Raw genomic sequence first — 24,041 nt, 5'->3', positions numbered from 1 at the left:
AATTATAAAAGGTAATGCTAAAAAGGAAATTAACTGTGGGGGTAAAAGTATATATAAAGAATAGTTTAATCAAATATAAATTAACAAAAAACATAGTATGGAAGAAAATAAATAGACATAAACATAAGTTTTGAATGAGCTTAAAGTATTTTTAAAGAGTAATAAGAAAACTTTAATTCAGTTTTTATTTCTCAACTTCATAGTAATGTATCATTCTTTCTCTTAAACTTCCATACTTTTTTTGTACTTCTTTAAGTTTTTCATCTTCATAAACTAATCCATCTTTGAGAATTATAATTCTTTCACACAAAGATTCAACTTCCTCAGGAATGTGAGAAACAATTAATAAAATAATTTTATTCTCTTCTTTATATTTTTTAAAAAAGTTTACTAGCTTTATTTGCATCTCTAAATCTAAACCTGTAATAAGTTCATCCAATATTAAAATATCTGGCTTATTGATTATTGACAAAAAGCAATTAGTTCTTTGTCTTTGTCCTCCTGATAAAGAACACATATCTTTTTTTATTATTTCTTGAAGACTAAATACTTCAGATAATTCCTTAAATTCTTCTGTTTCAAAATATTCTTTATTTTTAAAGAATTTAATTAAATCATATACTCTTGTTCCAATTGGTCATGAACCATCTTGAAATTGCATACCCACTTTTTTATTAGCATTTTTTTTATTTTGATCAAAATAAGTTACTTCTCCTGATGTTGGTTTAATAAATTTAGCTATTATTTCTGCTAAGCTAGTCTTTCCACATCCATTTGATCCTAAAATAGCTATTGCCTCATTATCAGAAATGGTTAAATCAATACCTCTTAAAACTTCATTTTTCTTGTATTTCTTAACTATATTTTTAATTTCTATCATAATATATTCCACTTTCTAAAACTTTTTATCATATATAAAGTTATAAACTTCTTCAACAAACGGTTTTAAAACATCATCCATGATAGCCATAGGCTCAGGTTTATTAGTAGTTGTACAACTTTTTGAATTTGTAGAATTAAGTTGTATCTCGCTATCTGTATTTCAATAATAATTGCTACTGTATTGATTGACTTTTGCATAATAATTTTCTTTTTTATTAATTATACTTATATCATCTATTATTAAATTTTCATTATTTTTTTTCAATTCAGCTTTAATTTTGCTTTCATCTATTGGTTTATTAATATTAGTATTTACTAAGTCACAACCTAAAGTTTTTCTATATACTGGTTCTTTTGTTCAATCGACAAATCCATTTTTATCATATTGAACATAACTTCCAAATGTATAGAAATCAATATTAAAGTCTCTCTCAACAGTAGAACCTAATTCATAAATTCAAATTTTAACTCATTGAAAATAAGTAATTGCAGAAAAATATTGTAATGCCCATATAACAATATTTTTATCAGTTGAAATTAATGGTAAAGATGGATCATTTAAAAAATTTATTCTTGATTCAATAAAAATTGTTTTTAAATAATAAGCAATAAATATTTGTAAAGTATCACTTTTAGTTACATCAAGAATTATATTTTTAATATCTTCGTCAGGAATTGACACAATTTCACCATTCTCTGGACTAGGATTATATTTATAAAAAAGACTTAGATAACTATCTTTATAAAAATTTATTAACTTATCATTATATTTATTTTGCTGTTCAATTGACTCATTTGCTAATTTTTTTCATATATTAAGATACTCTTTTTCTAGGGGAGGATAAGCCCTTTGTGGATTAACAATTGAGTATAATTGTGCTTGCAAATTTTTAATCGAGACGTTATTAACTATAAAAAAGCTCATATTAAAAATGCAACTTAATGTTATTATTGAAACTGAACTTCACAAAAAAATTTTCTTTCTCATTTTATTTTAAATATTATCTTAAATAATATTTTCTATTCCCCTTTGACACAAAAAAAAATAGGAAAACTATTCATTCTATATAATAATAATCAAAAAAAAAAAAAAAAACAATTATATTTAAAAAAAGATGAACTTTTATGAAAAAATTACTGAAATATTTAATTTTTGAAAATATAACTATAAGAAATAGTTTATATAATAGATATATTTTCATTTTTTAATAATTTTATGCATTTTCTTTAAAAAAAATAAGTGCTATATGTGTGTTTATAACCAATGTCTGAACTAAATAAATTGCTTAAATAACATCTTAAATTCTACTTAATAGTTATTATTATAAATAATCAATATTGATTAAATTTTTTGTAATAAATATTAAAGTTATAAAGAGTTTGGAATCTTCTGTTATATATTTTTATTTATTGTAAAAAATAAATAAATCACTTATATAGTTTTACTAAATTTCATCTTCATTTTCTTTAGATACGCAGTTTTTATGTTTTATATAAAATAAGTCCTTTAAATAAAAATCTCTATCTACACTCAATATTATTCCAAAATTCAATTCTGTTAATATAGAATCCACTTCAAGATAAATTTCTTCTAAATCTTTTGTATAACTTTTTGAGACATTTTTAATGTTGCATAAATTATCAATTAATGTACTAATTTTTGCTACTAATGTTTCAAAATTTTCTTCAATATTAACAAATTCTTCACATTTATAACAATTAAATTCAATTACTCCTTCTGATGTTACTTCCAAATCTAATTTAGTATATAACTTTGAGTATTTTTCTCATACAAATTTATTTCTATAATAGTTATAAATTAAGTTTTTCTTTATTGGCAATAGTTTATTAAGATCTAATAATAATTTTTTAAATAATGTAGATAGCTGTAATCTTAATTTAAAAATTTTTTTACTAACATTAGTATTTAATTTTTCAAATTGAACTTCTACTTCATCATTAAAAGAGTAACTCATCAAATAATCTTTTTGAAAATCAGATAAAATGTCACTAATATTTAAATTAATATCAAATATTTCTTTTTGAAAATTAATATTAACTTCATTTAAAATTTTTAAACTTTCATTTAATTCAACATTTTTTTGAATTTTCCTATTTTTCAAATCAACTCAATATATTAAAAATATAGAGATTAGAGTTAATATGGTTGAAAAAGTGATTGAAATTATTTCTATAATCATTGAAACTCCTTTATGTTTATTTAATTAAATAATATCAAAAAAACACTTTTAAAGTTACTAAATTAATTTTTTTATCATGTAAAAGCATCCTCACCTAATTTAGAATTTAAAAACCCAAAAATCTCAAGATATCATTGAGATGTTTAAAACTTGTTCCATTATAATCGACAATATAAACTGCCAAAATTACAAAACTATTTATATTGCTCATACTATTGGCTTCTCTACTTTTTAAAAGAATATTAAGAGTAATTTACAAATATATTTTTGAAAAATTAAAAACAGAGCTAATTTGATTTAACATACCTGAAAGATTTGCCCATAGATTCTTTGTTTATTTTTTTATATTTTCTAAATTGATATAAAAGTATGTTGAATTTATCATCTAAAATATAATTATTTTCATCAAGAAGTTCTGCATCCACATAGATTTCTTTTACATTAAAACAGATATTTGCTATTCCATTAACAACTAACTCATCAATATATTCAACTACTATATATAACAAAGTTCCTTCTAAAAACTGAATTTCATGTTCTGAATTTAATAAATTAAAATTTCCCTCTTTTGTTTTATCTTCAATATAGTTTTTAGTTTTTTGATCATTTGTTTTTTTTGCAGTATATTTTGCAATTTTTTCAATATTACTTCACATAGAATCAGGAACAATATTAATAATAGCTTTTTTATTTAATTTTATATTTTCATAGGCTTTTGAACTAATATTTAATCCTATCATAATTGAATCATTTACATTATAAATTGAACTAATTGGTGTAATGTCTGTTTTATTTTTGTCATTTAAACTTGATATTACAACAATTGGAAATCCCCAATACAAAGTTTTAGTATTTAATTTTTGATACATTTTTTACCCTTTCTAATTTAAATTTAATTTAGTTAAACTAAAAACTCTTATTTTTTAGTTTTTATTTCATAAATATATTAGCATAAATGTCATTAATAAGTTCTTATCATTATTAATAAGAAACTAGAAGATTATTATTCTAATTTGATTTGTTTTGATATATGAAATTTACTAGAATAAATATACCTGTAAATTAAAATAAGAGAGCTATTATTTTCTAATATCTCTCTTATACATTTTTTAATATAAATAGTGATACTATTTATATTAAAAATTTATTATTTATTTTTGTTATTTATTTAGTTTACATTATCTAAATTTTTTAGGTATAAACTCACTTCTTAGACTTGATCCTACTGCAAAACTATCTCATGTTTCAACTTTATCCACATTTCAATTTGAAATATCTTGATTAAAACTAAGAGCTCTAGTAAACATTAAGCTCATATCAACTACACTTGATGTATCTCAATTACCAATATTTTGATTAAAGCTATAAGCTTGATAGAACATACCACTCATGTTTGTTACATTTGAAGTATCTCATAAAGTTATATTTTGATTAAAATTAGTTGCATTAGCAAAAATACTGTCCATATCAGTTACCTTTGATGTATCTCATGACCCAATATCTTGATTAAAAACAAAAGCATTGTTAAACAAGTTTGACATATTAGTTACTTTTGACGTATTTCAAGACCCAATATCTTGATTAAAATTATAAGCGTATAAAAACATTCCACTCATGTTTGTTACATTTGAAGTATCTCATGACCCAATATCTTGATTAAAATCGATAGCATCCATAAAAATATACTCCATGTTTGTTACATTTGAAGTATCTCAATATTGTATTCCTTCAATTTTTTCATTTTCGTTATATCAAAATAGTTTTTTTAAAGATGTAATTTCTTTTGGCAATACTTTAGGCATTTCTTTTGCATTACAATTTATAATTGTTGTACCATCTTCTCAAACTCCCATTTTTAATATTTCTTGAGCATCTATAAGTAAAAAATCTTTGGCATCTGTTTTATGCATAGAACCTTTGCTATCAATATATACAGTTATTTCATTTACTATTGGAAAAACATCGTTTTCATTTATTAATGTAGAGTTATTAGATGATAACTCTACATTATTTTTTGATATTTGTCCATCTGCTACAAAAACGCTAGTTACTCCCAATATACTAGTTGATAATAAACTTAATAATCCAAACATAAATTATTTCCCTTTCTTTCAACATCCCACCCTACCACCAAAAATAATATGAAGTAATTTATTTAATACTATTTTTATTATGATACTAGATACATTTAAAATATGTTTTAGTATTAAATGTAAAATTTTTTAGTAAAGAGTCTTATAAAAAAAATTTTAAATAAGTATAAAGTAACAAAAGAGAGAATAACTTATCAAAAGTTATTCTCTCTTATATAATATTATTTTTTTTCCTTTTGAGATAAAGTACTTCCTGCAATACTTTTTGAAGTATCACTAAAAGTTCCTTTGTCTCTTAGTATTTCTGATGCTTTTGAAGCTAATTCATCTGAAGTATTTTTGTTATCTTCTACTTGTGAAAGTGCACTTGCTGCCACACTTTTACTTTGATCAGAGAATCTACCATCTTTTAATACCCTAGATGCTTTAGAAGCAATTTTTTTTGTTGTTTTCTTTGCCATACTTTTTCCCCTTTCATATTAATTTTAATATAAAAAGTGTTTATTTTAAAATTAATATATTCCAATTGTTACTGTTTTAAATTTTTAATTTAAACTAAGGACTGATATAGAAAAATTCTCTTTGCATAAATTATTATACTTAGAGAATTTTATTTATTAAATTTAGTAGATTTTTCATTTGTAGCAATTATACAAAGGAAAATTGATCTAAAAGTTTTTTATATAATATAGATTTATTTGTGATTAATATTTTAGTTTTATACTCATTTTCTTGTGTATCTTCTTAACTTTAAAAACATTAGGAATCTAAATCTTTTTTAATTAAAGAGTATCCAAGTACTTAATTTTGTATATATAGCTTAATACAAAAATTTTATCTATTACTGTTTCATGTTAAACTTTTACTTTTAAAGTCTAACCTAATCACTCAATTTTACTTTAATACTAATATTTCTTAAATAATTAGAGATACTTAAAATTAGTGAATTTGCTATTACAAAATTTAATGATAAAAGACTAGTACTTATTTCATTAAATTTTCCTTTATTTTTTACTTATACCACATTTTTAATTATTCTAGCCTTAGTAAAAAAATATGATATAAACTTTAGAAAAAATTTTTGAGCTTTAAAAATTTTAAGTTTTTTTGAAGTAGTTTATATTTTATATTTTTTCTAATATCTTTAAAAATATTAGAGACCCTCAATACATAATTTTAGTTTTTATAAAAGCTGTTGTATAAATAATATTTAAATCAGATTTAAACTTTAAAACTCTCATCCCCAAAATAACTCTTTTTTATTGTAAGTCCTCTTAAATAAATTGATTAACATTATTTAAAAAAGTTAATATCTACAGTCTATTTTTGACTTACTTTATGTATAAAAATTTATTTTATAACTTCTGTTATTTTTGAAAACATATATGTATTTAATAAGAAAGAAATCAATATTTTTATAAAGATATTTATAATTAAAACTTATTATTAAGTTTAGTTTTACTTTTTTTAAATTAGCATTATATCTTTGTTTATTCTTTTTAATAAAGTTTAATCTTTAAATAATATATATTTAACTTGCTAAACAATTTATTTTTTCAACAAACCCTCCCTACCAACCTAATAACTCTATATTTTTTATAATTGCTTTTATTATAAAAGCAGATTTTTATGAAAAATTAATTAGTTTATTTTAGTTTAATTACTTCTAATAAATAAAGTATTACAGTATTTTATTATTTTTGAACTACTAATTTCTGTATGATATATGAATTTAAAATCCTCTTCTTATTAAAAATTAATTTTTTATTTCTTCTCTATAATTTTATATTAATTTCTGCTTTTTGATTTTAAATTCATATTTTAAAAGGTTTTTAAATAAATTTTTTTATTGTCCTTTTATTCTTATAAAAAGTTTTTAAAAAAATAAAAACAACTTTTTTTAAGTTGTCTTTATTCTCTATAATTAATTTTTTAAAGTTTTATAAAAAATTTCCTTAGACTGATCTGAAATAATTTTCGTTTCAGCTAATCTTAATTCTTCTTCTTGAATTAGAGGTTTTGATTCTTCAATTACTACATTTTCAATTCTTTCTTCTTCCAAAATTATATATTCTCTTAGTAATAAAGAGAAATAAATTTTTGTAGAATGATAAATTGCAAAGTTATATAAAATAACTTCTGAATCAGATCCAAATTCAAAGCTATTATCTTCATCATCTTCTAAGATATCTAAAAGATCACTTAATAAATCATTTACTTTATAAGTTTCTTTAATTATTAATGAATACTCATTTATTTCAGAGATTCTATGTATTACTTTTCTAATATCTTTTACTATTGGAGAATATTTTTTTGCAATTTCCAAAGTATCTAATTCCTCAATAAAACCATTATAATTTAAATCTATAAATTCTTTAAAAGCAAATTCATATGTTTTTAAACTATCTATCATTTCTTTTTTTGACTCTAAAAATAAAGTTCTTGTAGAGTCATATATAAATTCATATTCATAAAAACAATCACAAATAGACATCATTCTCAAAAGACAACTTAAGCTATCTCTATCAACTTGAGGTTTTTGTTTTATTTCAATCTCTTCAAATTTATATTCAATATATTCTCTAAATTTTTCAATATTTTTTGTTTCAAATCATTCTTGTTGAATTGCTTTTAAAAATTTACTATTTTCACCAAATATTGAATATAGAATAAACATCTCTTTGCTTATTAAATCATTTTGTATAAAAGTGTATTCTTCATATTCTTTTATATACATTACTTTTCACCTACTATATTGTTTAAAAATTCTAAATAACTAATATTAATTGCTAAAATTGCTCATAGGTTAATAACCATATCATCTGCTAAATCATCTGATTTTGAAACTAGTTCTTTAAAATATTCAAAATCCCCATCTGGCTTATTTAAAATTTTTCCCTCTAATATTTTTATTTCTCTTCAAAGTTCTTTATTCATATAGTTTTTAAAAAAATCATTAATTTTTATATTATTTTTTTCTAATATTTTTAAAACAGAGTTTGAAACTTCATCATAGTCTTCAAACTGAGCATAATTTGAAATATTAATAATTTCCTTAATAGATTTTGATTCTTTAACTTTTTCTGCAACTCTTAGTCAATAATTACTTGTTAAAGTATCAAGTGTTACTAATAACTGCCTAAATAAATTTATTAATATTAAATAATCATTAGCTCCTTCGTTTAGTTGCATAATAACAGAAACTGAATCTGCACTTGAAACTATTGAAGTTGCTTGTAAATAAAAGTTATTATAATTACTTTTTAAAAATTTAAAGAATTCTTCTCTATTAGAAAAATATACTTCTGAAAATGCTACTAAATCCTCACTGAATTTTTTAACAGAGTTAATCAATTTATCTTGATCTTGTGAAAAATTAATAAGTAGTTCCTGAGATGATTCAAATAATTTATTTCAAACCTTTTTTTGCATAATTGCTATTGTCCCCTTTTTTTAAGATATGTCATATTTATTATAATATTGTTCAATTATTTCTTTAAAAACATTAATTTTTTTCATTTCAAGAGTTGCATTTGGATCAGAGTTTAAATCTGGATGAAATTCTTTTGCTTTTTTTCTATAGATTTTCTTAAATTCACTTGGTTGTGCCATTTTAGAAATTCCAAAGTAACTAAATGCATCATTAACTTCATCATTAAATACTATTGTTTTGGTTTTTTCAAAGAAGTCTTCAAAATCATCTTCATCAACTTGCTCAAAAAAATTAGAATAAGTAGAAGAGTGAGAATAAGAATTTGCTTGACCATATTGCTTTTGAAAGACAAATGTTTCAACTGTCAAATCTACAACTTGTTCTAACATTCTTGATCAGTGATAAGTAAAATCCTCTCCTAAATCAATAATTTCTTCAATTAATAAATGATTCTTGTATGAGTCAATATTTTTATTATCAATTAACATAAGTGATTTTTCAATAATACCATTAACTGCTTCAACTGAAGTTCTTTGCATAACTTCAAAAACTCTTAAAAGAGGTCTTTCATTTATATCTTTATTTGCAAAAGTATAATTAAATACTTTTCAGAATTTTTCAGTTATATAATATGAAAATTTATTTAAACTTGCAAGAATAATAGCTGCTTCATAATTTCCTAATTTATTTGAAATTGTATTATAAGTTTCTTTAAAATAACTTGCCATTGGATAGAAATAAAAAATTTCATTAATTGATATTACTTCAATTTCTGCAGAATAAGTTTCCAATCCCTTTGGTAATTCTTGAATACTTAAAATATTTTTTATATTTTCATTAAAGTCAGAAATATTAGCTAATAAATTTTCTATTGTTCAATGATCAACAGGGTTCATACTCCTTTTTCAAATGATATTGCTTGAAACACCACTAGAGTAATCAAAAATATTAGATTTTTTTTCGCTCTCTTTTTTAATTTTCTTAAATTCCCGTTTTCATCCCATTGCTTTTTATCTCCATAAAATTATTATACTTTATAAAACATTGACTTTTAATATTTCACTTATGTTTTTATAATTAGGCATATATTTTTCTACATACCTTCAAAAATCCTTAGAGTGATTTTTATGAACTAAATGACTTAATTCATGAATAACAACATATTCTAAAGCTATTTTAGGAAAATGTATTAATCTAGTATTTAAAACAATTTTAGATTTTTCAGGATAACAAACTCCTCATTTTCCCTTCATAGTCTTAATTGTTAAATTTTTAAAATCTAGATTCATTATTTGCTTATACTTATTAACTACTTCTTCAAAATAATTTAACTGCGAAATAGCCAATTTTTTATACATTCTTTTAACTGTTTCTTCTTTATCTTCATATATTTTAAAACTCATTTTATCCTTATTGTCAATTTTTTCAAGAAATTTAGCTACTATTTTTTTATCATCAATTTTAATAAATCCTTCATCAGCTATGAAATAAAATTGATTTTTTTCTCTATAATCAATTATTTTTTGAATCTTTTGTATATTTTTATATATTAATTGTTCAATTTCTCAATCATAAACTTGATATGGTGCAGAGACATAAATATTTGTATCTTCCAATTTTAATCTAATAAACTTTTGATCTCTTAAAGTTAAATAATAATCAATTTTTTGTCCTTTATAGCTTAATGTCTTTTTCATTTTCATTTGCTTTTTTACCTTTTAATTTTTTTTGCTTTTTCTCATTCTTTTTATTTATTCTTTCTTCTTCAGCTTTTTTAATAGCTTCAAATTTTTCTCTTCTTTCTTCAGCAATAGTTTCTTTTTTTATTCTTTTAACTTCTTTATCAACTTGAATTGGATCAAATTCTCCAAATTCAATTTTTCCTTCAATAACTTGATTATACAAACTTCTTTGATCTTTATTTTTAACAAAAAAGTCACTGTAATCTAATTTTCTTTTTCTAACCATATGCGCTTCAAAAATTGAGAATATACCAAACAAAACAAATATTGCATAAATACACTGTAAAGAAATCATCCATCCACTATATGGTGTAAATGTATCTTTTAATGATTTTCATAACTGTCATGTCTTATCTACATCTGGAGCTGTAGGACTAGTTTCTTTTCCTACTTCATAGAAAGGAATTGTGAAATAAATTCCATATATTATACCAGTGAATAAAATTGGTCAAAAAATATAACTAAAAGCTAAATAAGCTCTTTTTCCTCAAGTTTTCTTATTAAAGAAAGGTTTTACACTTGCAAATAACATTATAATCATCATTAAAAATCATAATACAGGTGCAGCAACATCAATTGTTATTCTTGTAGCTAAGGTAGTATTTTCTCCTTTTAAAATTAATGCTCATATAAATTCAACTAAGGTTTTTAAACCATGATCAAATCCAACATTTAAAGCTAAAATTATTGGTGCTACTAATCAAAAAGCAATCATAGTAGTTCTAAAAACTACTATAATTATCATAAAAAAAACTGATGTTGATTTAAAATTCTTAAAGTTAATTTTTTTCAATTTTTGCTCTTTGTTTTTTTCCTTTTTCATTTTTTTCACCTATCAATCTTGCTTTACATAAAAATAAATTTAAACAAACTAATGCTTAAATTTTCTAATTTTTATTATCATCGACATCTTTTCTTCTTGAAGTATATTTATAATTTTTATCTAATAAATTTGAAGGTTGAGTATCTTCATAATCACTAGAAAAATTTGCAAGCGGATCTTGAATAATTAAATTTTCATCAGCAGATGAAACTAATTCTTTATTTCTATTGAAATCTGAGTTTATATTATTTTTTTGTTCTCCAATAGAAAAAGGAATTATTTTATTTTGATCTTCATCTTGGCTCTCATTCAATAATTCGGACATATCAAGACCATTTAATGCCCCTGTCATTTCAATTTCATTTACAGCTTCTTCATAGGATTTGTTTAATCCACTTTTCATACTAAGAATTTTGTTTTTCAATTCTGAAACATCCTTAGCTTCAGTTGTATTAATATTTGGAGAGTTTTCCCTACTATTATCTTGAACTTGTTGTTGGCTTTGAACGGCAGTTTGCACTTTTTGTTCAGCTGTAGCTGGTTTAATTGAAACACTAATAATTGAAAGCACTGAGTCTATACTTAATAAGCAGAATAAAGGCATAGTATAAGAAATAATAAGGTAATAATAAAGTGATAAAATAAGAATAATTATGAAACTAAGAATTGTACTAAAAACTGAAAAAATCTTAGCTGTATTATTTCTTAATACATTTGAAAGTAAAGTTATAATAAAGTAAAAAACTCCACTAGCTAAAATTACTCAATTTATTAAATAAGTATTTTTTAGTGAAAAAGTAACTGATGAAAGTTTTTCATCAGTAATGTGAACAGTTATTCAAGGTATAATAGCAATTAAGCTTATAGAAACTATTGATGTTATTATGATTCTTCAGATTCTAATTTTTTTCATTTATTTTCCACCTTTAAATTTAATTATATAATTTTCTTTGTAAAAATAAAATAAAAAAGTAGTTTAATTTTATCTCACCATTTTAAAGTGTTTAATTTTGCCTTCATAAAACGGTTTTGAGATAATTTTAAATCCCACTTTTTCATATAATGCAATTGCTGTTTCTTGAGCATTTAAATAAATTTCTTCTGCTTTTAATTTATTTGTTGTGAAATCAACTAAATAATTTACTAACTCTAAACCTAATCCTTTGCCTCTAAATTCTTTTAAAACTGCAATTCTTCCTAAATATCACTCATCATCTTTTTTAACAATTCTAGCACAACTAACTGGTTTATCATTATAAAAACCTACAACATGAAAACTCAATTCATCATATTCATCTATTTCTTCTTCCAAAGGATAATTTTGTTCTTCACAAAAAACTTTTCTTCTAATTTCTAATGCTTGATCAAAGACCAAGTTTACATTAGAAAAATCTACTAAAAATTTCATCATACTTAATCATCTAATTTAAGAACAGCAATGAATGCTTCTTGAGGAACATCTACTGAACCAATAGCTTTCATTCTTTTCTTTCCTTCCTTTTGTTTTTCAAGTAATTTTTTCTTACGAGAGATATCTCCCCCATAACATTTTGCTAGAACATTTTTTCTCATTGCTTTGATAGTTTCACGCGCAATTATTTTACCCCCAATTGCTGCTTGAATTGGTACTTCAAAATTTTGCCTTGGTATTATTTCTTTTAACTTTTCTGTTAAAATTCTACCTCTCCCTTGAGCAAAATCTTTATGGACAATAGTTGATAAAGCATCAACTATATCTCCATTTAATAAAATATCCATTTTTACAAGTTTCGACGTTTTATAACCAACTAATTCATAATCAAATGACGCATAACCTTTTGACATAGATTTTAATTTGTTAAAGAAATCAAAAACAATTTCATTTAAAGGCATTTCATAAACTAAAGTTCTTCTTGAATCATCAATATATTCAATATCTATATAATTTCCTCTTTTATCTTGGCACAAACTCATTAAATCTCCCAAATATTGATCTGGAGTCATGATTGTAACTTTTACATAAGGCTCTTGAATAAACTTAATTTTTTGAGGATCTGGTAAAAATGCTGGGTTATCAATTTCAATTATTTCGTCATTTGTTTGTGTTACTTTATAAACAACTGATGGTGCAGTTGCTATTAAAGTTAAATCATATTCTCTTTCAAGTCTTTCTTGAATGACATCCATATGTAATAAACCTAAAAATCCACATCTAAATCCAAAACCTAATGATTGGGAACTTTCTGGTTCATAAACTAAACTTGCATCACTTAAAGATATTTTTTCTAAAGCTTCTTTTAAGTCCTTATACTTTGCAGTATCTACAGGATAAATTCCACAATAAACCATTGGATTTAATTTTTTATATCCTGGTAAGGCTTCCTTAGCTTGATTATCCTTAGTTGTAATTGTATCTCCAACTTGAACGTCTCTGACAGTTTTAATTGAAGCTGCAATTCATCCAACTTCTCCAGCTTCTAAACTGCTTTTTTTAACTTCAAAAGGGGTTTTTACACCAAGTTCAGTAACTTCATAGGTTGCTCCTGATTGCATCATTTTTATGGTTTCTCCAACTTTTACAGTTCCATCCATGATTCTAACAGAAACCATAACACCTCTGTATTTATCATAATATGAATCAAATATTAATGCTTTTAAAGGTTTAGAATCATCAGCTTCTAATGGAGAAGGTATGAAATTTACAATTGCTTCTAATACATCTTCAACATTTAAACCAGTTTTTGCACTAATCATTGGAGCATTTGAACAATCTATTCCTATTACTTTTTCTATTTCTTCTTTAACCCTATCAGGTTCAGCTGCTGGTAAATCAACTTTATTAATTACAGGAACAATTTCTAAATCATTGTCTAATGCTAAATAAACATTAGCTAATGTTTGAGCTTCAATTCCTTGACTTGCATCTACAACCAAAAGAGCTCCTTCACAAGCTGCTAAACTTCTTGATACTTCATAAGTAAAGTCTACATGACCAGGAGTATCAATTAAATGAAAGACATACTCTTCACCATCTTTTGCTTTATATTTTAATTGAACTGAGTTTAGTTTAATTGTAATTCCACGTTCTCTTTCAATATCCATTGAGTCTAAAAGTTGAGCTTGCATATCTCTTTTTTCAACACTTCCAGTTAATTCAAGAATTCTGTCAGCTAAAGTAGATTTACCATGATCAATATGAGCGATTATACTGAAATTTCTAATTTTTGATTTATTCATAAATAATCATCTCCATATTTTCTTTAATTATTATAACCAATATTCTATTATAATTAAAAAATAAAAACTATGACATTAGTCTTTATTCTTTAACTCTTCATATTTCTTCCATATATCATTGACATATTGATGATCAAAGGGTTTTACTCTATTTTTAATCATTTGTTTTATTTCATCAACACTTTGTCAAACTTTATCAACAATATCAGCAGAATAGTTTCAAGTCATTCTATTTCTATTGAATTCTTTTAAATCTAATATTTTATAACTATAATCATTGAATACTTTAAAGTCTAAATCATAATCAATATATTTAACTGTTCCTTCTTCAAAAATATACGGTGAAGCTAAATTACAGTAATAGTTAATCCCTCGTTCTTTAAACATACATATTATGTTGTATCAGCTCTCTTTAAAAAAAAATCATATAGCTGGTTCATTTGTTTTTCATTTTCTTCCATTAATTTCAGTAATTAAAACTTCTTCATTAATTAATACTAAATAATCTTCTGTTTCTTCTAAAACTATTACTTTTTCTCAAGACCTATATAATTTTCCACTATGTTTATATGCATGAACAAGAACTAAATCTCCAGTTTTTGATTTCATTCAAAAACCTCCTTTTCAGTTGTTCATTTCTTTTAATTGATAAATACCAGGTTACATCACAATTCATAAGTGATTCCGTATACAAATAGATTATATAATTAAAGTAAACAATTTTCCAACTTTAAGTTATGAAATATATTAGATAAACTGAAAGAAATAATAATATATGCCATAAAATGTCTAAGTTTAAAAGTCTTTTTCCTTTCTTTTAAAAAAAGAGAGTTTTTTTAAAAATAAAAAAAAGATAAAATACTTTTATCTTTAATAAACATTTTTTAAATACCAATTATATTATTAATCTAGTATTTTAATTTTCTTAAAACAAATATATATTCAAAAAAATAACTAATAGGCTCTTGCAAAATAAACCATAAGTTCAGAATCTTTATTACAATTAAAACATTTTGATTTAACTTGTTTTTCATTTTCTGGAATACATCTAGAGTTTGTTGAAGTTTTTTGCTTAATATCATTTTCACATTCAATATCTCCACAAAATGGGACTAATACAAACCCTGGTGTTTTATCAATGATTGCTCTATATTCTTCTAAAGTATTTGCTTTGAAAGTCTTATTTTTTCTATTTTCTAAAGCTTTATTATATAAGTTCTTATCATATTCAATTATTTCTTTTTCAATATAATTTTCCACTTCTTCTAATTTAACTTGAACTTTATTTCTCAAGTCTCTTCTTGAAATTGTAACAACTCCATCTTTTAAATCTCTTGGACCTACTTCTATTCTTATTGGAACACCTTTAATTTCTGCTTCAGAAATTTTAAATCCAAAAGATTTATCTGTTTTATCTAACTGTACTCTATAATTTGAAGATAGTTTTGTTTTTAAATCATTTGATACATTCATTACTTCATCTGAATTATTAATTGCAATAATTGATACTTGAATTGGAGCAACTTTACTTGGTAAAACAAGTCCAAAATCATCTGAATGAGTCATAATAATTGCACCAATTAATCTAGTTGATATACCTCAACTTGATGAATAAGCATTTTCTTCTTTTTGATCTTTATTTTGAAATTTAATATTAAATGCTTTGGCAAAATTATCTCCAAAATAGTGGCTTGTTCCTGATTGCAATGATTGACCATCATACATTAGTGATTCAATAGTATAAGTTTCTTGAGCTCCTGCAAATTTTTCTCTTTCAGTTTTTCTTCCAGCAACAACTGGTAATAATAAAATTTCATTTGCTATTTTTTTGTAAACTTCTAATATATCTAAAGTCATTTGTCTTGCTTCTAGTTTTGATGAGTGAAAAGTGTGACCTTCTTGTCATAAAAATTCACTACTTCTTAAAAATGGTCTAGTTGTTTTTTCTCATCTCATAACATTGGCTCATTGGTTATATTTAACAGGCAAATCTCTGTATGATTTAATTTCTCTTGACAAAAAATCTGCAATAATAACTTCACTTGTTGGTCTAATAAATAAATTTTCTCCCAAATCTTTATTTCCAACTTTTGTTACAGTTGCTAATTCTGGTGCAAATCCCTCAACATGTTCTTTTTCTGCTAAAAATAATTTTTCAGGGATTAAAAGAGGAAAATATACATTTTGAACTTCTAAATCTTTAAACTCTTTATCTGCAAATTTTTGAATTTGTTCTCAAATTGCATAACCGTGAGGTTTAAAAATCATTGTTCCTTTTACTGGCCCATAATCCATTAATCCTGCATTTTTAACTACATCTGTATATCATTGACTAAAATCTACATCTCTTGATGTTATTTTTTCCATTTTATTAGCCATTATTTATTTTCTCTCCTTTTTTGTATCTACATTTCCTGTTTCACCATAAAATACATCAATTTGAATATCATTTGCTTCAACATATGTTTGAATTCTTTTCAAATTTGACTTATCTTTAATCATAATAAAATCAATAGCATCTAATGGTATTGTTTCATATACATAAACTATATTTTTTACGTCATCCATTGCTCAGTCATTTTTTGATAATTTAGCTAATTTTTCAGGATCAATTCCAATAACTGTTATTTTTTCTATATCAACTTTTGATTCACTTGCTCACTTTCAGAAATGAGCTCTTGTAGAACTGTCAAATTCTAATCCTATTGAATTTTCATTTTCCAAATATGTTCATACAGTATATTCTTCATCTTTTCTTAATTTTTGATCTTTTAAAAGTCTAATACCATTTTCTAAAATTAATAAAACATTATTTACGTCTGTATAAAAATAAAGATTATTAATTTTTTTAGTTTTAATAATTGATAAAACTTTTTTTTGTCCTTCTTTACTATTAAAGATTTTTTTAAAAAAACCTTTTTTTGGTTTATTTTCACTTAAATTATTTTTTATATCTGTTTTTTTCATTATTACGTTCCTCCAAAGCAGTCTTATAATATTTATTTTATAGGTATTATTTCTATAATCAAATAAAAAACCAAGATTTTAAATCTTGGTCTATTTTCTTAAATGGCGGATTGAGAGAGACTCGAACTCTCGCGCCAGTTGCCCGGCCTAACACCTTAGCAGGGTGCCCTCTTCACCAACTTGAGTATCAATCCATACACATAATTCATTATATCAAAAAAAATTAATTTAATACCAATACATTTTTTTTAAAATAAATAACACAATTATTATATAAAAATAAAAAGTTCTAAATTAAAATTTAGAACTTTTTTTAAATACTATGATTTTTTCTCTTTTCTTTGTTCTCCAAGTATTTTAATCATACGAGGTTTTATGGCTTCTTGCTCTCCACCATAAACTATTTGTACGCTAGATCCTTTTATAAGGGCTCCATTTGCCCCACCTAAAGAAAGAATACCTTCTTTATCAACAATAGAAGAATCTTTAACTGTAACTCTTAAACGACTAGCACAAGCATCAACATACTCAATGTTTGCTTCTCCACCTAAATATTCAATAATTTTTGTAGCTTTTTCAATTCTAGCAGTTTCTGCTGAACTTTTATTTTTTTCAATTTTTGAACCATCTAGGTTTTGTCCTTTAGAAGCTTTGTAATCAGCTTTAGTTGCTAATTTTGCTTCTGCTGATCCATCACGACCTGGAACCATTACTTTTCCATATTTTACAGCAAAGTAGAATGAGAAGAAGTAAGCTGGTGCCATTATTCCAGCCACACCTAAGACTGCAAAACATGATTTTGCACTCATTGCTTTGCTTCCAAAGAATGGTACTACACCAAATACAATATAATCAATAAATCCTCCAGAAACTGTCATTGAAACGTGAGTTTTAAATAATCCAGCTAATAGGAATGAAATTGAAGCTAAAGGCATATGTACACCATAGAATAATCAAGGAGCCAAGAATAAGAATGTATATTCAATTGGTTCTGTAATTCCTGTTAGGAAACAAGTAAAGGCAGCTGAAAAGTAAATTCCCATAACTGATTTTCGATTCTCTTTAGGAACATTTAACCACATAGCAAGTCCTGCCATTGGTAAACCAAGTAACATAAATCCAAATTTTCCTGATTGGAATCGACCAATATTTAATCCTAACATCTCTAAATCTGTAAAGTTAAGTACTTTTGAATTTGCTATAACTTTATATGCAATTGTTTGATCTCCCATTGATTGTCATAAATCAGGAGTTTTCATAATTATTGCTCTTTTAATATTTTCAAAAGTTGCTTCTACTCCTTGACCTAAAATTTCAGCTGCATTATGATTTGCTGTTCAAGCTTGAACAAAAGCAGCTTGTTGAGCATCAGTTGCTTCATTAAATGCTTCAGCAACTGATCCCCCAGCATTTGTTCATCATAAAGGTGCATAGAAAACGTGATGTAGTCCAAATGGAACTAATGAACGCTCTGCAACTTCATAAATAAATGAATCAACTCCAAAAGGTAATTGTCCTGAAGCTCTACCAAAAGCAGCTAATCCCATTCCTAAATATGGTCATATAAACATAAATAAAAATGATAAAGGTATAACAGCTCCAAAAGTAATAATAGGAACTAATTTTGTTCCTGAAAAGAAACTAATTGCAGCTGGCAATTGTGTAGCGTGAAATTTGTTGTAACATCATGCAGCAATTGCACCAACAAAAATACCTGCAAATACTCCTGTATTTAATGAGTTAACACCAATATTAGATGTTATTAATCCATTAGGGATTTTATCAATTCATAATAATGAATAATAAACACTACCTGCCCCATCAATTAACTCTAATTTTGAGTTAATAGCAACACCATTTGCTGCGTTACTCAAACCTGAAGCACTAACATATTTCTCTATATCTTGAAGGTTAAAACCATTATAAGTTGGTACTCAAAGTCCCGCCTCATTTTGTGCATAAAATTGATGTCATGCTCCATTGGCATATACAAATACACTTGATTCATCAACTGTTTGTGTATGTAGCAATGCAGCTTGCATTCCATTCATAACTAGGAATCCAACAACTGCTGTCAGAGCTGCAATACCTGAATCTTTTGTATATGCTAAAGCAACAGAAATACAAAATAAAACAGGTAAATTACCAAAACAGACATCACCCATTTTGTTTAAAACAGATCCAAAATAAAATCCAAAACTACCATCTGCAGAATTCGTTGCGATAGCAGAACCAACACCTAAAAAAACACCAGCAATTGGTAATAAGGCAATTGGTAATAAAAATGCTTTACTTAACTTTGAAAGAGTGGGCATTATACCTTTACCCATCCTTTTCATAGAGCTTACAAATTTATTTTGAGATTTTCCTTCAGCCTGTGAAGAAACATTTTTCATAAAAAATTCTCTCTTTCTTTATTTAAATCATCTTTTTAATTTTGTATGGTAGTAAATCATTTAAAACATCATAATTGCTCCAGTAATACTCATAATAAGACCAAATAAGGTAATAAAAACTGGAAAATTCTTTTTAGTGAATTCTCAAATAGTTTGGCTTTCTTGATTTTTTGCAACAAAAATTGAATTATTTTTATTTTTATTTCTAAAATAAAAAATTAATCCCCCAAAAATAGCCATTATTAAGAGTCCAATTAAAAAAATTGATAATCCTATAATTTGATTTTGTGACATGATATACCCCCACCTTATTATTATATATATCAATTGAAAATTATTCCATAATATAGTGGATTTAAAAAAAAGTTTTATTGATTAAAGCCTCTAGTTTTTGAGTTAGTTTTTTTTATTCAAGTTTCTAATAGCTCTTTGTTATTTTCCTTTTCTAGTTTTACGAAATGTATATCTTCTTTTTTTAAGTTTTTTTCATTCATATATTCTTTAATTGATAAATTTTTTTCAGACTTAATCTCTTCTATAATATTTTTAGATATTAAATCAAAATCTTGTGCTTGAAAAATAAATATTGGTCTAAAGTAATCATTTTCATCAAAATTTGTAAAAATAAGTGCATAAATCCCGTTTTTCTCTTTAAAAGTATTTCCATATTTAATTATTTGTTTATCTTTAAATAAAAATTCTAAATTAGTTTTAACTCTTTTTTTCTTTGAATTAAAAGCAGATATGAATCCTCAAATAGAAATAGCAAGTCCGATTATGAAAAAAACAACAATTAAAATCATTGCTCATGTTGGTAGTACTCCAATTTGACCTTTTTCTTTCATAATCTATACCTCATTATTTTTATATAAAATGCTTTATATAAACTGGATTTATACTTGATATATCAGTAGCTTTTTCAAACATCTTTTTAGTTTTTAAATAATTTTCTTTAAAATCAATATTATTATAATCTTGAAGTACTTCAAAATCTTTAAATTGAGATTTAAAATCTTCTAAATAATCTAAAGGTATAACTTGATCAGCAATTATGTTTTTAGCATTTTCATAGATTCCCAAATAAATTTTTGATCCTTTTGCATCAAGAATACTAATTGCTTTCTTATTAGAAGCTTGAAAAGCAAGTGAAGAAATTAAATAAACATTAAAGTTATTATTAATAGTTTTTAAAGTTTTAACAATTGTAATGGCAACTCTTACTCCTGTATAACTTCCAGGCCCTTTTGTTGCATAAAAATTTTTAATATCATGTATTGTTAAATTATTTCTTTGCAAAAAGTTATTAAGTTCTTCTAAAGCAATATCACTAATTCTTATTTGATTATCTAAAAATAAAAAATCTACAATTTCCTCTTTTTTTTCTAAAATTAGAATTAATTTATTATTGCTTGTATCTAAAAAAAGATTCATATTAATTTTCCTCCTCAACTGTAAATATTCTTTTATTTTCATCAATTACATCAATTTCAATTTTTATTACTTTAAAATAAGAACTATAATTAATTGCCAAGTTTTCACTTCATTCTACAATATTTAATGAATTCATCATTTCTTCTAAATACATTTGTGAATCTTCTTGTAAAGTTAATCTATATGCATCTATATGATTAATTTTTAATTCCTTTATTTGATATTGATTCATAATTGTAAAAGTTGGTGAAGTTACAATTTCATTTAATCCCATTTCCTTTAACACTTTCTTTGTGAAAGTTGTTTTCCCTGCACCCATTTGTCCATCAAGAATTAAGCAAACATTTTCTTTTAACTTATCTAGAATATATTTAACAACTTTATTTAACTCATCTAAATTATTAATTTCAAATCTCATTTGCTATTGCTCCTTTTAACGTATGTATATATGATATAATGATTTTGCATTATTTTGGAGGCAATTATGGTTAAAGATATTTTAATAATTGGATGTGGATCTGCTGGAATGTATGCTTGAAAAATGGCAGCAGATTTAAAATTAACGGGTGACGTAGTTGAAGCCAAAGACACTTATGGAGGTCAAGTAACTACTTATTATCCAGAAAAATATATATATAATTTTCCAGCAATTCCTAAAATTCAAGGGCAAGAAGCAATGGATGCAATGTTTAAATCAATTAAAAAAGAAAATGATGACATTAATTTAACTTACAATACATATGTTTTAGAAATAAAAACAATTAAACCTGAAGAAGAAAAACATATTAACTGATTTGAAGTTAAATTTTCAAATAAAGAAGTTAAACAATATAAAAGAATATTATTTACAGATGGAATGGGTGTTTTTAAACCAATACAATTAGTTGATAAACTATATGATAATATATTCTACTCAATTACAAATATGCAAGAGTTTAAAAATCAAAATGTGACAATATTTGGTGGAGGAGACTCTTCATTGGATTGAGCAAATGAACTTACAAGTATAGCAAAATCAGTTACAATAGTTCACAGAAGAAACGAATTTAGAGCAAAACCAGCAAGTATAGAAGAAGCTAAAAAAAATCATGTTAGATTTTTAACTCCTTATAACTTTAAAGAAATTAGTGAAGATGATAACGACATAGTAAAAAAAATTAAAATAATAGAAATTGATTCAAATCAAGAAGTTGAATTAGAAGTTGACTCTATTATAGTTCAATTTGGTTCAACAATTGAAAAAGAGAAATTTGAAAATTTAGATTTAAAAATAAATAAATTAAATAGATTTGAAGTTGATCAAACAATGCAAACTTCAGTACAAGGAATTTATGCATCAGGAGATTGTTGTATTTATGAAACAAAAATAAGAAATCTTATTTCAGGTGTTTATGAATCAATGCAAGCAGTTGTTAACATTGAAAAAATTATTAAAGATAGAAAAGCAGTTAATAATGGTTGATAAAAACTATAATAATTGCTTTTTTATTGGAATAATTAATAATTAAAACTGCAAGTATATCAATATTTCAAACAAAACTCTAATTAACTACTTGAAAATAATCATTAATGAGTTACAGAATTAAATATCTCAGTTCTTTCAATACTTTATTTTTTATTTAATTTATTTACTAAAAATAACTTAGAGCTATTTAATTTTGGAACAGTGAAATGTGTATTTATAATAACAGCATATCAATATTTAATAATTTTAAATAAATAATTTATTTGTTAATAAAAAAAAATAGAGAGCATAATAAAATATCTACTAATTTAGTTTTAATAATAACTGCATTAAAACTTGAAAGGTGCTATAACAATAAAAAAATATCTTCTAATGCATAGAAGATATTTTTTTATATAGCGTTTTTACAACTGTTATATTTTTCAAATTCTTGTAAGTTTTCTAAAGAGACTTCAACCATATTTTTAATTGCCTCATCTGTATAACTACCAATATGGGGCGTAAAAATAACTCGCGGTGAAAATTTAAGTAGCTCATTGTAAACATTAATTGGAAGTTCTTTATTTTGAAAGTCTTTAAAGAAAATTTGACCCTCATTTGATAAAGTATCAAGTGCAACTCCTTTAAGTTTATTAGATTTTACAGCTTCTAAAAGATCTAAATTATTAACTAACTCTCCTCTAGAAAGATTTAAAAGAAATGAGTTGTCTTTCATTTTATTAAAGAATTCTTTATTAATGAACTCATTGTTTTCCCCTTCAATAAGAGGACAATGAAGTATTACTGCATCACTTTCTTTTGCTATTGTTTCAAAATCTACATATTTTAGTATTTTTTCATTATCCTTATTTGGATAAAGATCATAACCTATTATGTTAGCTCCCATTCCTTTAAAAACTTTTGCAGTTTCCATACCAATTCTACCTGTTCCAATAATTCCTATTGTAGAGTTTCTTATTTCTTTAGCATACATAAAATTATCTACTATAAAGTTTTTTTCATTACTTTTTTTTGCCATATAAAATGTGTTTCTCATTAACCCTAAAGCTAATGAAACTGCCAATTCACTTACTGCATTTGGTGAATAAAATGGAACTCTAGCCATTTTAAATCCTAATTGTTTTGCATAGTTTAAATCAATATGATTAAATCCTACAGTTCTTGTTAAAACATATTCGATTCCATATTCTTTAAATTTATCTAGATTAACTTTATCTGCAACACAATTGGCTCTTAGCATCACCCCATAAGCTCCTTTTGCAGTTTCAACATTTTCATGAGTTAATAGTTTTTCTTCTAAAACTAACTCATAAGGAAATTTAGAAGCAACTTTTTGAAATATTGCTTTTTCAGTGTCTCTGACACCATAACATACAATTTTTTTAGTCATAC

Annotated in this window: 24 protein-coding genes and 1 tRNA gene; 1 reads left to right on the top strand and 24 read right to left on the bottom strand. The window is 24.2% G+C overall.

From position 1 onward, the window contains the following. Window positions 1-184 precede the first annotated feature (184 nt). From SFLOR_RS00985 to tsaE, 23 genes are all read right to left on the bottom strand, one after another. Window positions 185-880, bottom strand: coding sequence for an ATP-binding cassette domain-containing protein (locus SFLOR_RS00985; RefSeq protein ID WP_100916232.1), 696 nt, complete (start codon window positions 878-880; stop codon window positions 185-187). 15 nt (window positions 881-895) lie between these two features. Next, window positions 896-1,807 carry a hypothetical protein gene (locus tag SFLOR_RS00980; RefSeq protein ID WP_157806911.1) on the bottom strand — a complete coding sequence of 304 codons (912 nt, stop codon included), beginning with the start codon at window positions 1,805-1,807 and terminating at the stop codon, window positions 896-898. Window positions 1,808-2,327: 520 nt separating this feature from the next. Then, a complete protein-coding gene (locus SFLOR_RS00975; protein ID WP_100916230.1) occupies window positions 2,328-3,083 on the bottom strand; it encodes a hypothetical protein in 756 nt (251 codons plus the stop codon). Between the two features lie 287 nt (window positions 3,084-3,370). Beyond that, the gene (locus SFLOR_RS00970) at window positions 3,371-3,952 is read right to left on the bottom strand and encodes a flavin reductase (RefSeq protein WP_100916229.1); all 582 of its coding nucleotides are present in this window, start codon (window positions 3,950-3,952) and stop codon (window positions 3,371-3,373) included. A 309-nt stretch (window positions 3,953-4,261) separates the two neighbouring features. Then, on the bottom strand, window positions 4,262-5,176 hold the full coding sequence (locus SFLOR_RS00965; RefSeq protein WP_100916228.1) for a BspA family leucine-rich repeat surface protein: 915 nt from the start codon (window positions 5,174-5,176) through the stop codon (window positions 4,262-4,264). Between the two features lie 221 nt (window positions 5,177-5,397). After that, entirely contained in the window at window positions 5,398-5,637 is a 240-nt protein-coding gene (locus SFLOR_RS00960; RefSeq protein WP_100916227.1) for a hypothetical protein, read from the bottom strand. A 1,463-nt stretch (window positions 5,638-7,100) separates the two neighbouring features. Continuing rightward, window positions 7,101-7,913 (bottom strand): hypothetical protein, encoded by an 813-nt coding sequence (locus SFLOR_RS00955; RefSeq protein WP_100916226.1) that lies wholly within the window; start codon window positions 7,911-7,913, stop codon window positions 7,101-7,103. Beyond that, on the bottom strand, window positions 7,913-8,608 hold the full coding sequence (locus SFLOR_RS00950; RefSeq protein ID WP_100916225.1) for a hypothetical protein: 696 nt from the start codon (window positions 8,606-8,608) through the stop codon (window positions 7,913-7,915). Before SFLOR_RS00950 ends, SFLOR_RS00955 begins: the two co-directional genes overlap by 1 nt. Window positions 8,609-8,629: 21 nt before the next feature. Further along, a complete protein-coding gene (locus tag SFLOR_RS00945) occupies window positions 8,630-9,613 on the bottom strand; it encodes a DnaJ domain-containing protein (protein ID WP_100916224.1) in 984 nt (327 codons plus the stop codon). Between the two features lie 30 nt (window positions 9,614-9,643). After that, window positions 9,644-10,312 carry a M48 family metallopeptidase gene (locus SFLOR_RS00940; protein ID WP_100916223.1) on the bottom strand — a complete coding sequence of 223 codons (669 nt, stop codon included), beginning with the start codon at window positions 10,310-10,312 and terminating at the stop codon, window positions 9,644-9,646. Next, window positions 10,284-11,174 (bottom strand): hypothetical protein, encoded by an 891-nt coding sequence (locus tag SFLOR_RS00935; RefSeq protein WP_100916222.1) that lies wholly within the window; start codon window positions 11,172-11,174, stop codon window positions 10,284-10,286. The genes SFLOR_RS00940 and SFLOR_RS00935 overlap by 29 nt, the downstream gene beginning before the upstream one ends. A 64-nt stretch (window positions 11,175-11,238) precedes the next feature. Then, window positions 11,239-12,087 carry a hypothetical protein gene (locus SFLOR_RS00930; protein WP_100916221.1) on the bottom strand — a complete coding sequence of 283 codons (849 nt, stop codon included), beginning with the start codon at window positions 12,085-12,087 and terminating at the stop codon, window positions 11,239-11,241. Window positions 12,088-12,156: 69 nt separating this feature from the next. Further along, on the bottom strand, window positions 12,157-12,585 hold the full coding sequence (locus SFLOR_RS00925) for a GNAT family N-acetyltransferase (protein WP_100916220.1): 429 nt from the start codon (window positions 12,583-12,585) through the stop codon (window positions 12,157-12,159). A gap of 2 nt (window positions 12,586-12,587) precedes the next feature. Continuing rightward, window positions 12,588-14,390, bottom strand: a complete 1,803-nt coding sequence (gene lepA, locus SFLOR_RS00920; RefSeq protein ID WP_100916219.1) for a translation elongation factor 4 — start codon at window positions 14,388-14,390, stop codon at window positions 12,588-12,590. A 75-nt stretch (window positions 14,391-14,465) separates the two neighbouring features. After that, a complete protein-coding gene (locus SFLOR_RS00915) occupies window positions 14,466-14,999 on the bottom strand; it encodes a DUF402 domain-containing protein (protein ID WP_100916218.1) in 534 nt (177 codons plus the stop codon). Window positions 15,000-15,344: 345 nt separating this feature from the next. Further along, the gene (gene proS / locus SFLOR_RS00910) at window positions 15,345-16,769 is read right to left on the bottom strand and encodes a proline--tRNA ligase (protein WP_100916217.1); all 1,425 of its coding nucleotides are present in this window, start codon (window positions 16,767-16,769) and stop codon (window positions 15,345-15,347) included. Between the two features lie 3 nt (window positions 16,770-16,772). Beyond that, window positions 16,773-17,357: an acetyltransferase gene (locus SFLOR_RS00905; protein ID WP_100916216.1), complete on the bottom strand. Its 585-nt coding sequence runs from the start codon at window positions 17,355-17,357 to the stop codon at window positions 16,773-16,775. A 103-nt stretch (window positions 17,358-17,460) separates the two neighbouring features. Further along, window positions 17,461-17,551 (bottom strand) — tRNA-Ser (locus tag SFLOR_RS00900). A gap of 126 nt (window positions 17,552-17,677) precedes the next feature. Beyond that, entirely contained in the window at window positions 17,678-19,696 is a 2,019-nt protein-coding gene (locus tag SFLOR_RS00895; protein WP_342748158.1) for a PTS transporter subunit EIIC, read from the bottom strand. A gap of 117 nt (window positions 19,697-19,813) precedes the next feature. Then, the gene (locus SFLOR_RS00890; protein ID WP_100916214.1) at window positions 19,814-20,047 is read right to left on the bottom strand and encodes an LPXTG cell wall anchor domain-containing protein; all 234 of its coding nucleotides are present in this window, start codon (window positions 20,045-20,047) and stop codon (window positions 19,814-19,816) included. Window positions 20,048-20,121: 74 nt separating this feature from the next. Further along, entirely contained in the window at window positions 20,122-20,598 is a 477-nt protein-coding gene (locus SFLOR_RS00885; RefSeq protein ID WP_100916213.1) for a hypothetical protein, read from the bottom strand. Between the two features lie 19 nt (window positions 20,599-20,617). After that, window positions 20,618-21,184 carry a tRNA (adenosine(37)-N6)-threonylcarbamoyltransferase complex dimerization subunit type 1 TsaB gene (gene tsaB / locus SFLOR_RS00880; RefSeq protein ID WP_100916212.1) on the bottom strand — a complete coding sequence of 189 codons (567 nt, stop codon included), beginning with the start codon at window positions 21,182-21,184 and terminating at the stop codon, window positions 20,618-20,620. Between the two features lies 1 nt (window position 21,185). Then, window positions 21,186-21,602: a tRNA (adenosine(37)-N6)-threonylcarbamoyltransferase complex ATPase subunit type 1 TsaE gene (gene tsaE / locus SFLOR_RS00875; RefSeq protein WP_100916211.1), complete on the bottom strand. Its 417-nt coding sequence runs from the start codon at window positions 21,600-21,602 to the stop codon at window positions 21,186-21,188. A gap of 66 nt (window positions 21,603-21,668) precedes the next feature. Between tsaE and SFLOR_RS00870 the strand changes: the two genes are divergently transcribed. Next, window positions 21,669-22,649 (top strand): NAD(P)/FAD-dependent oxidoreductase, encoded by a 981-nt coding sequence (locus tag SFLOR_RS00870; RefSeq protein ID WP_100916210.1) that lies wholly within the window; start codon window positions 21,669-21,671, stop codon window positions 22,647-22,649. Window positions 22,650-23,040: 391 nt separating this feature from the next. On the opposite strand, the gene SFLOR_RS00865 is transcribed toward SFLOR_RS00870, so the two are convergent. Next, a complete protein-coding gene (locus SFLOR_RS00865) occupies window positions 23,041-24,039 on the bottom strand; it encodes an NAD(P)-dependent oxidoreductase (protein WP_100916209.1) in 999 nt (332 codons plus the stop codon). Window positions 24,040-24,041: the final 2 nt, after the last annotated feature.

Origin of the sequence: Spiroplasma floricola 23-6, assembly GCF_002813555.1 — a bacterium.
In the GTDB taxonomy this organism is placed as follows: Bacteria; Bacillota_I; Bacilli_A; order Mycoplasmatales; family Mycoplasmataceae; genus Spiroplasma_A; species Spiroplasma_A floricola.
The sequence above is the reverse complement of the archived record's forward strand: the minus strand, read 5'-3'. Positions and strand labels throughout refer to the sequence as shown.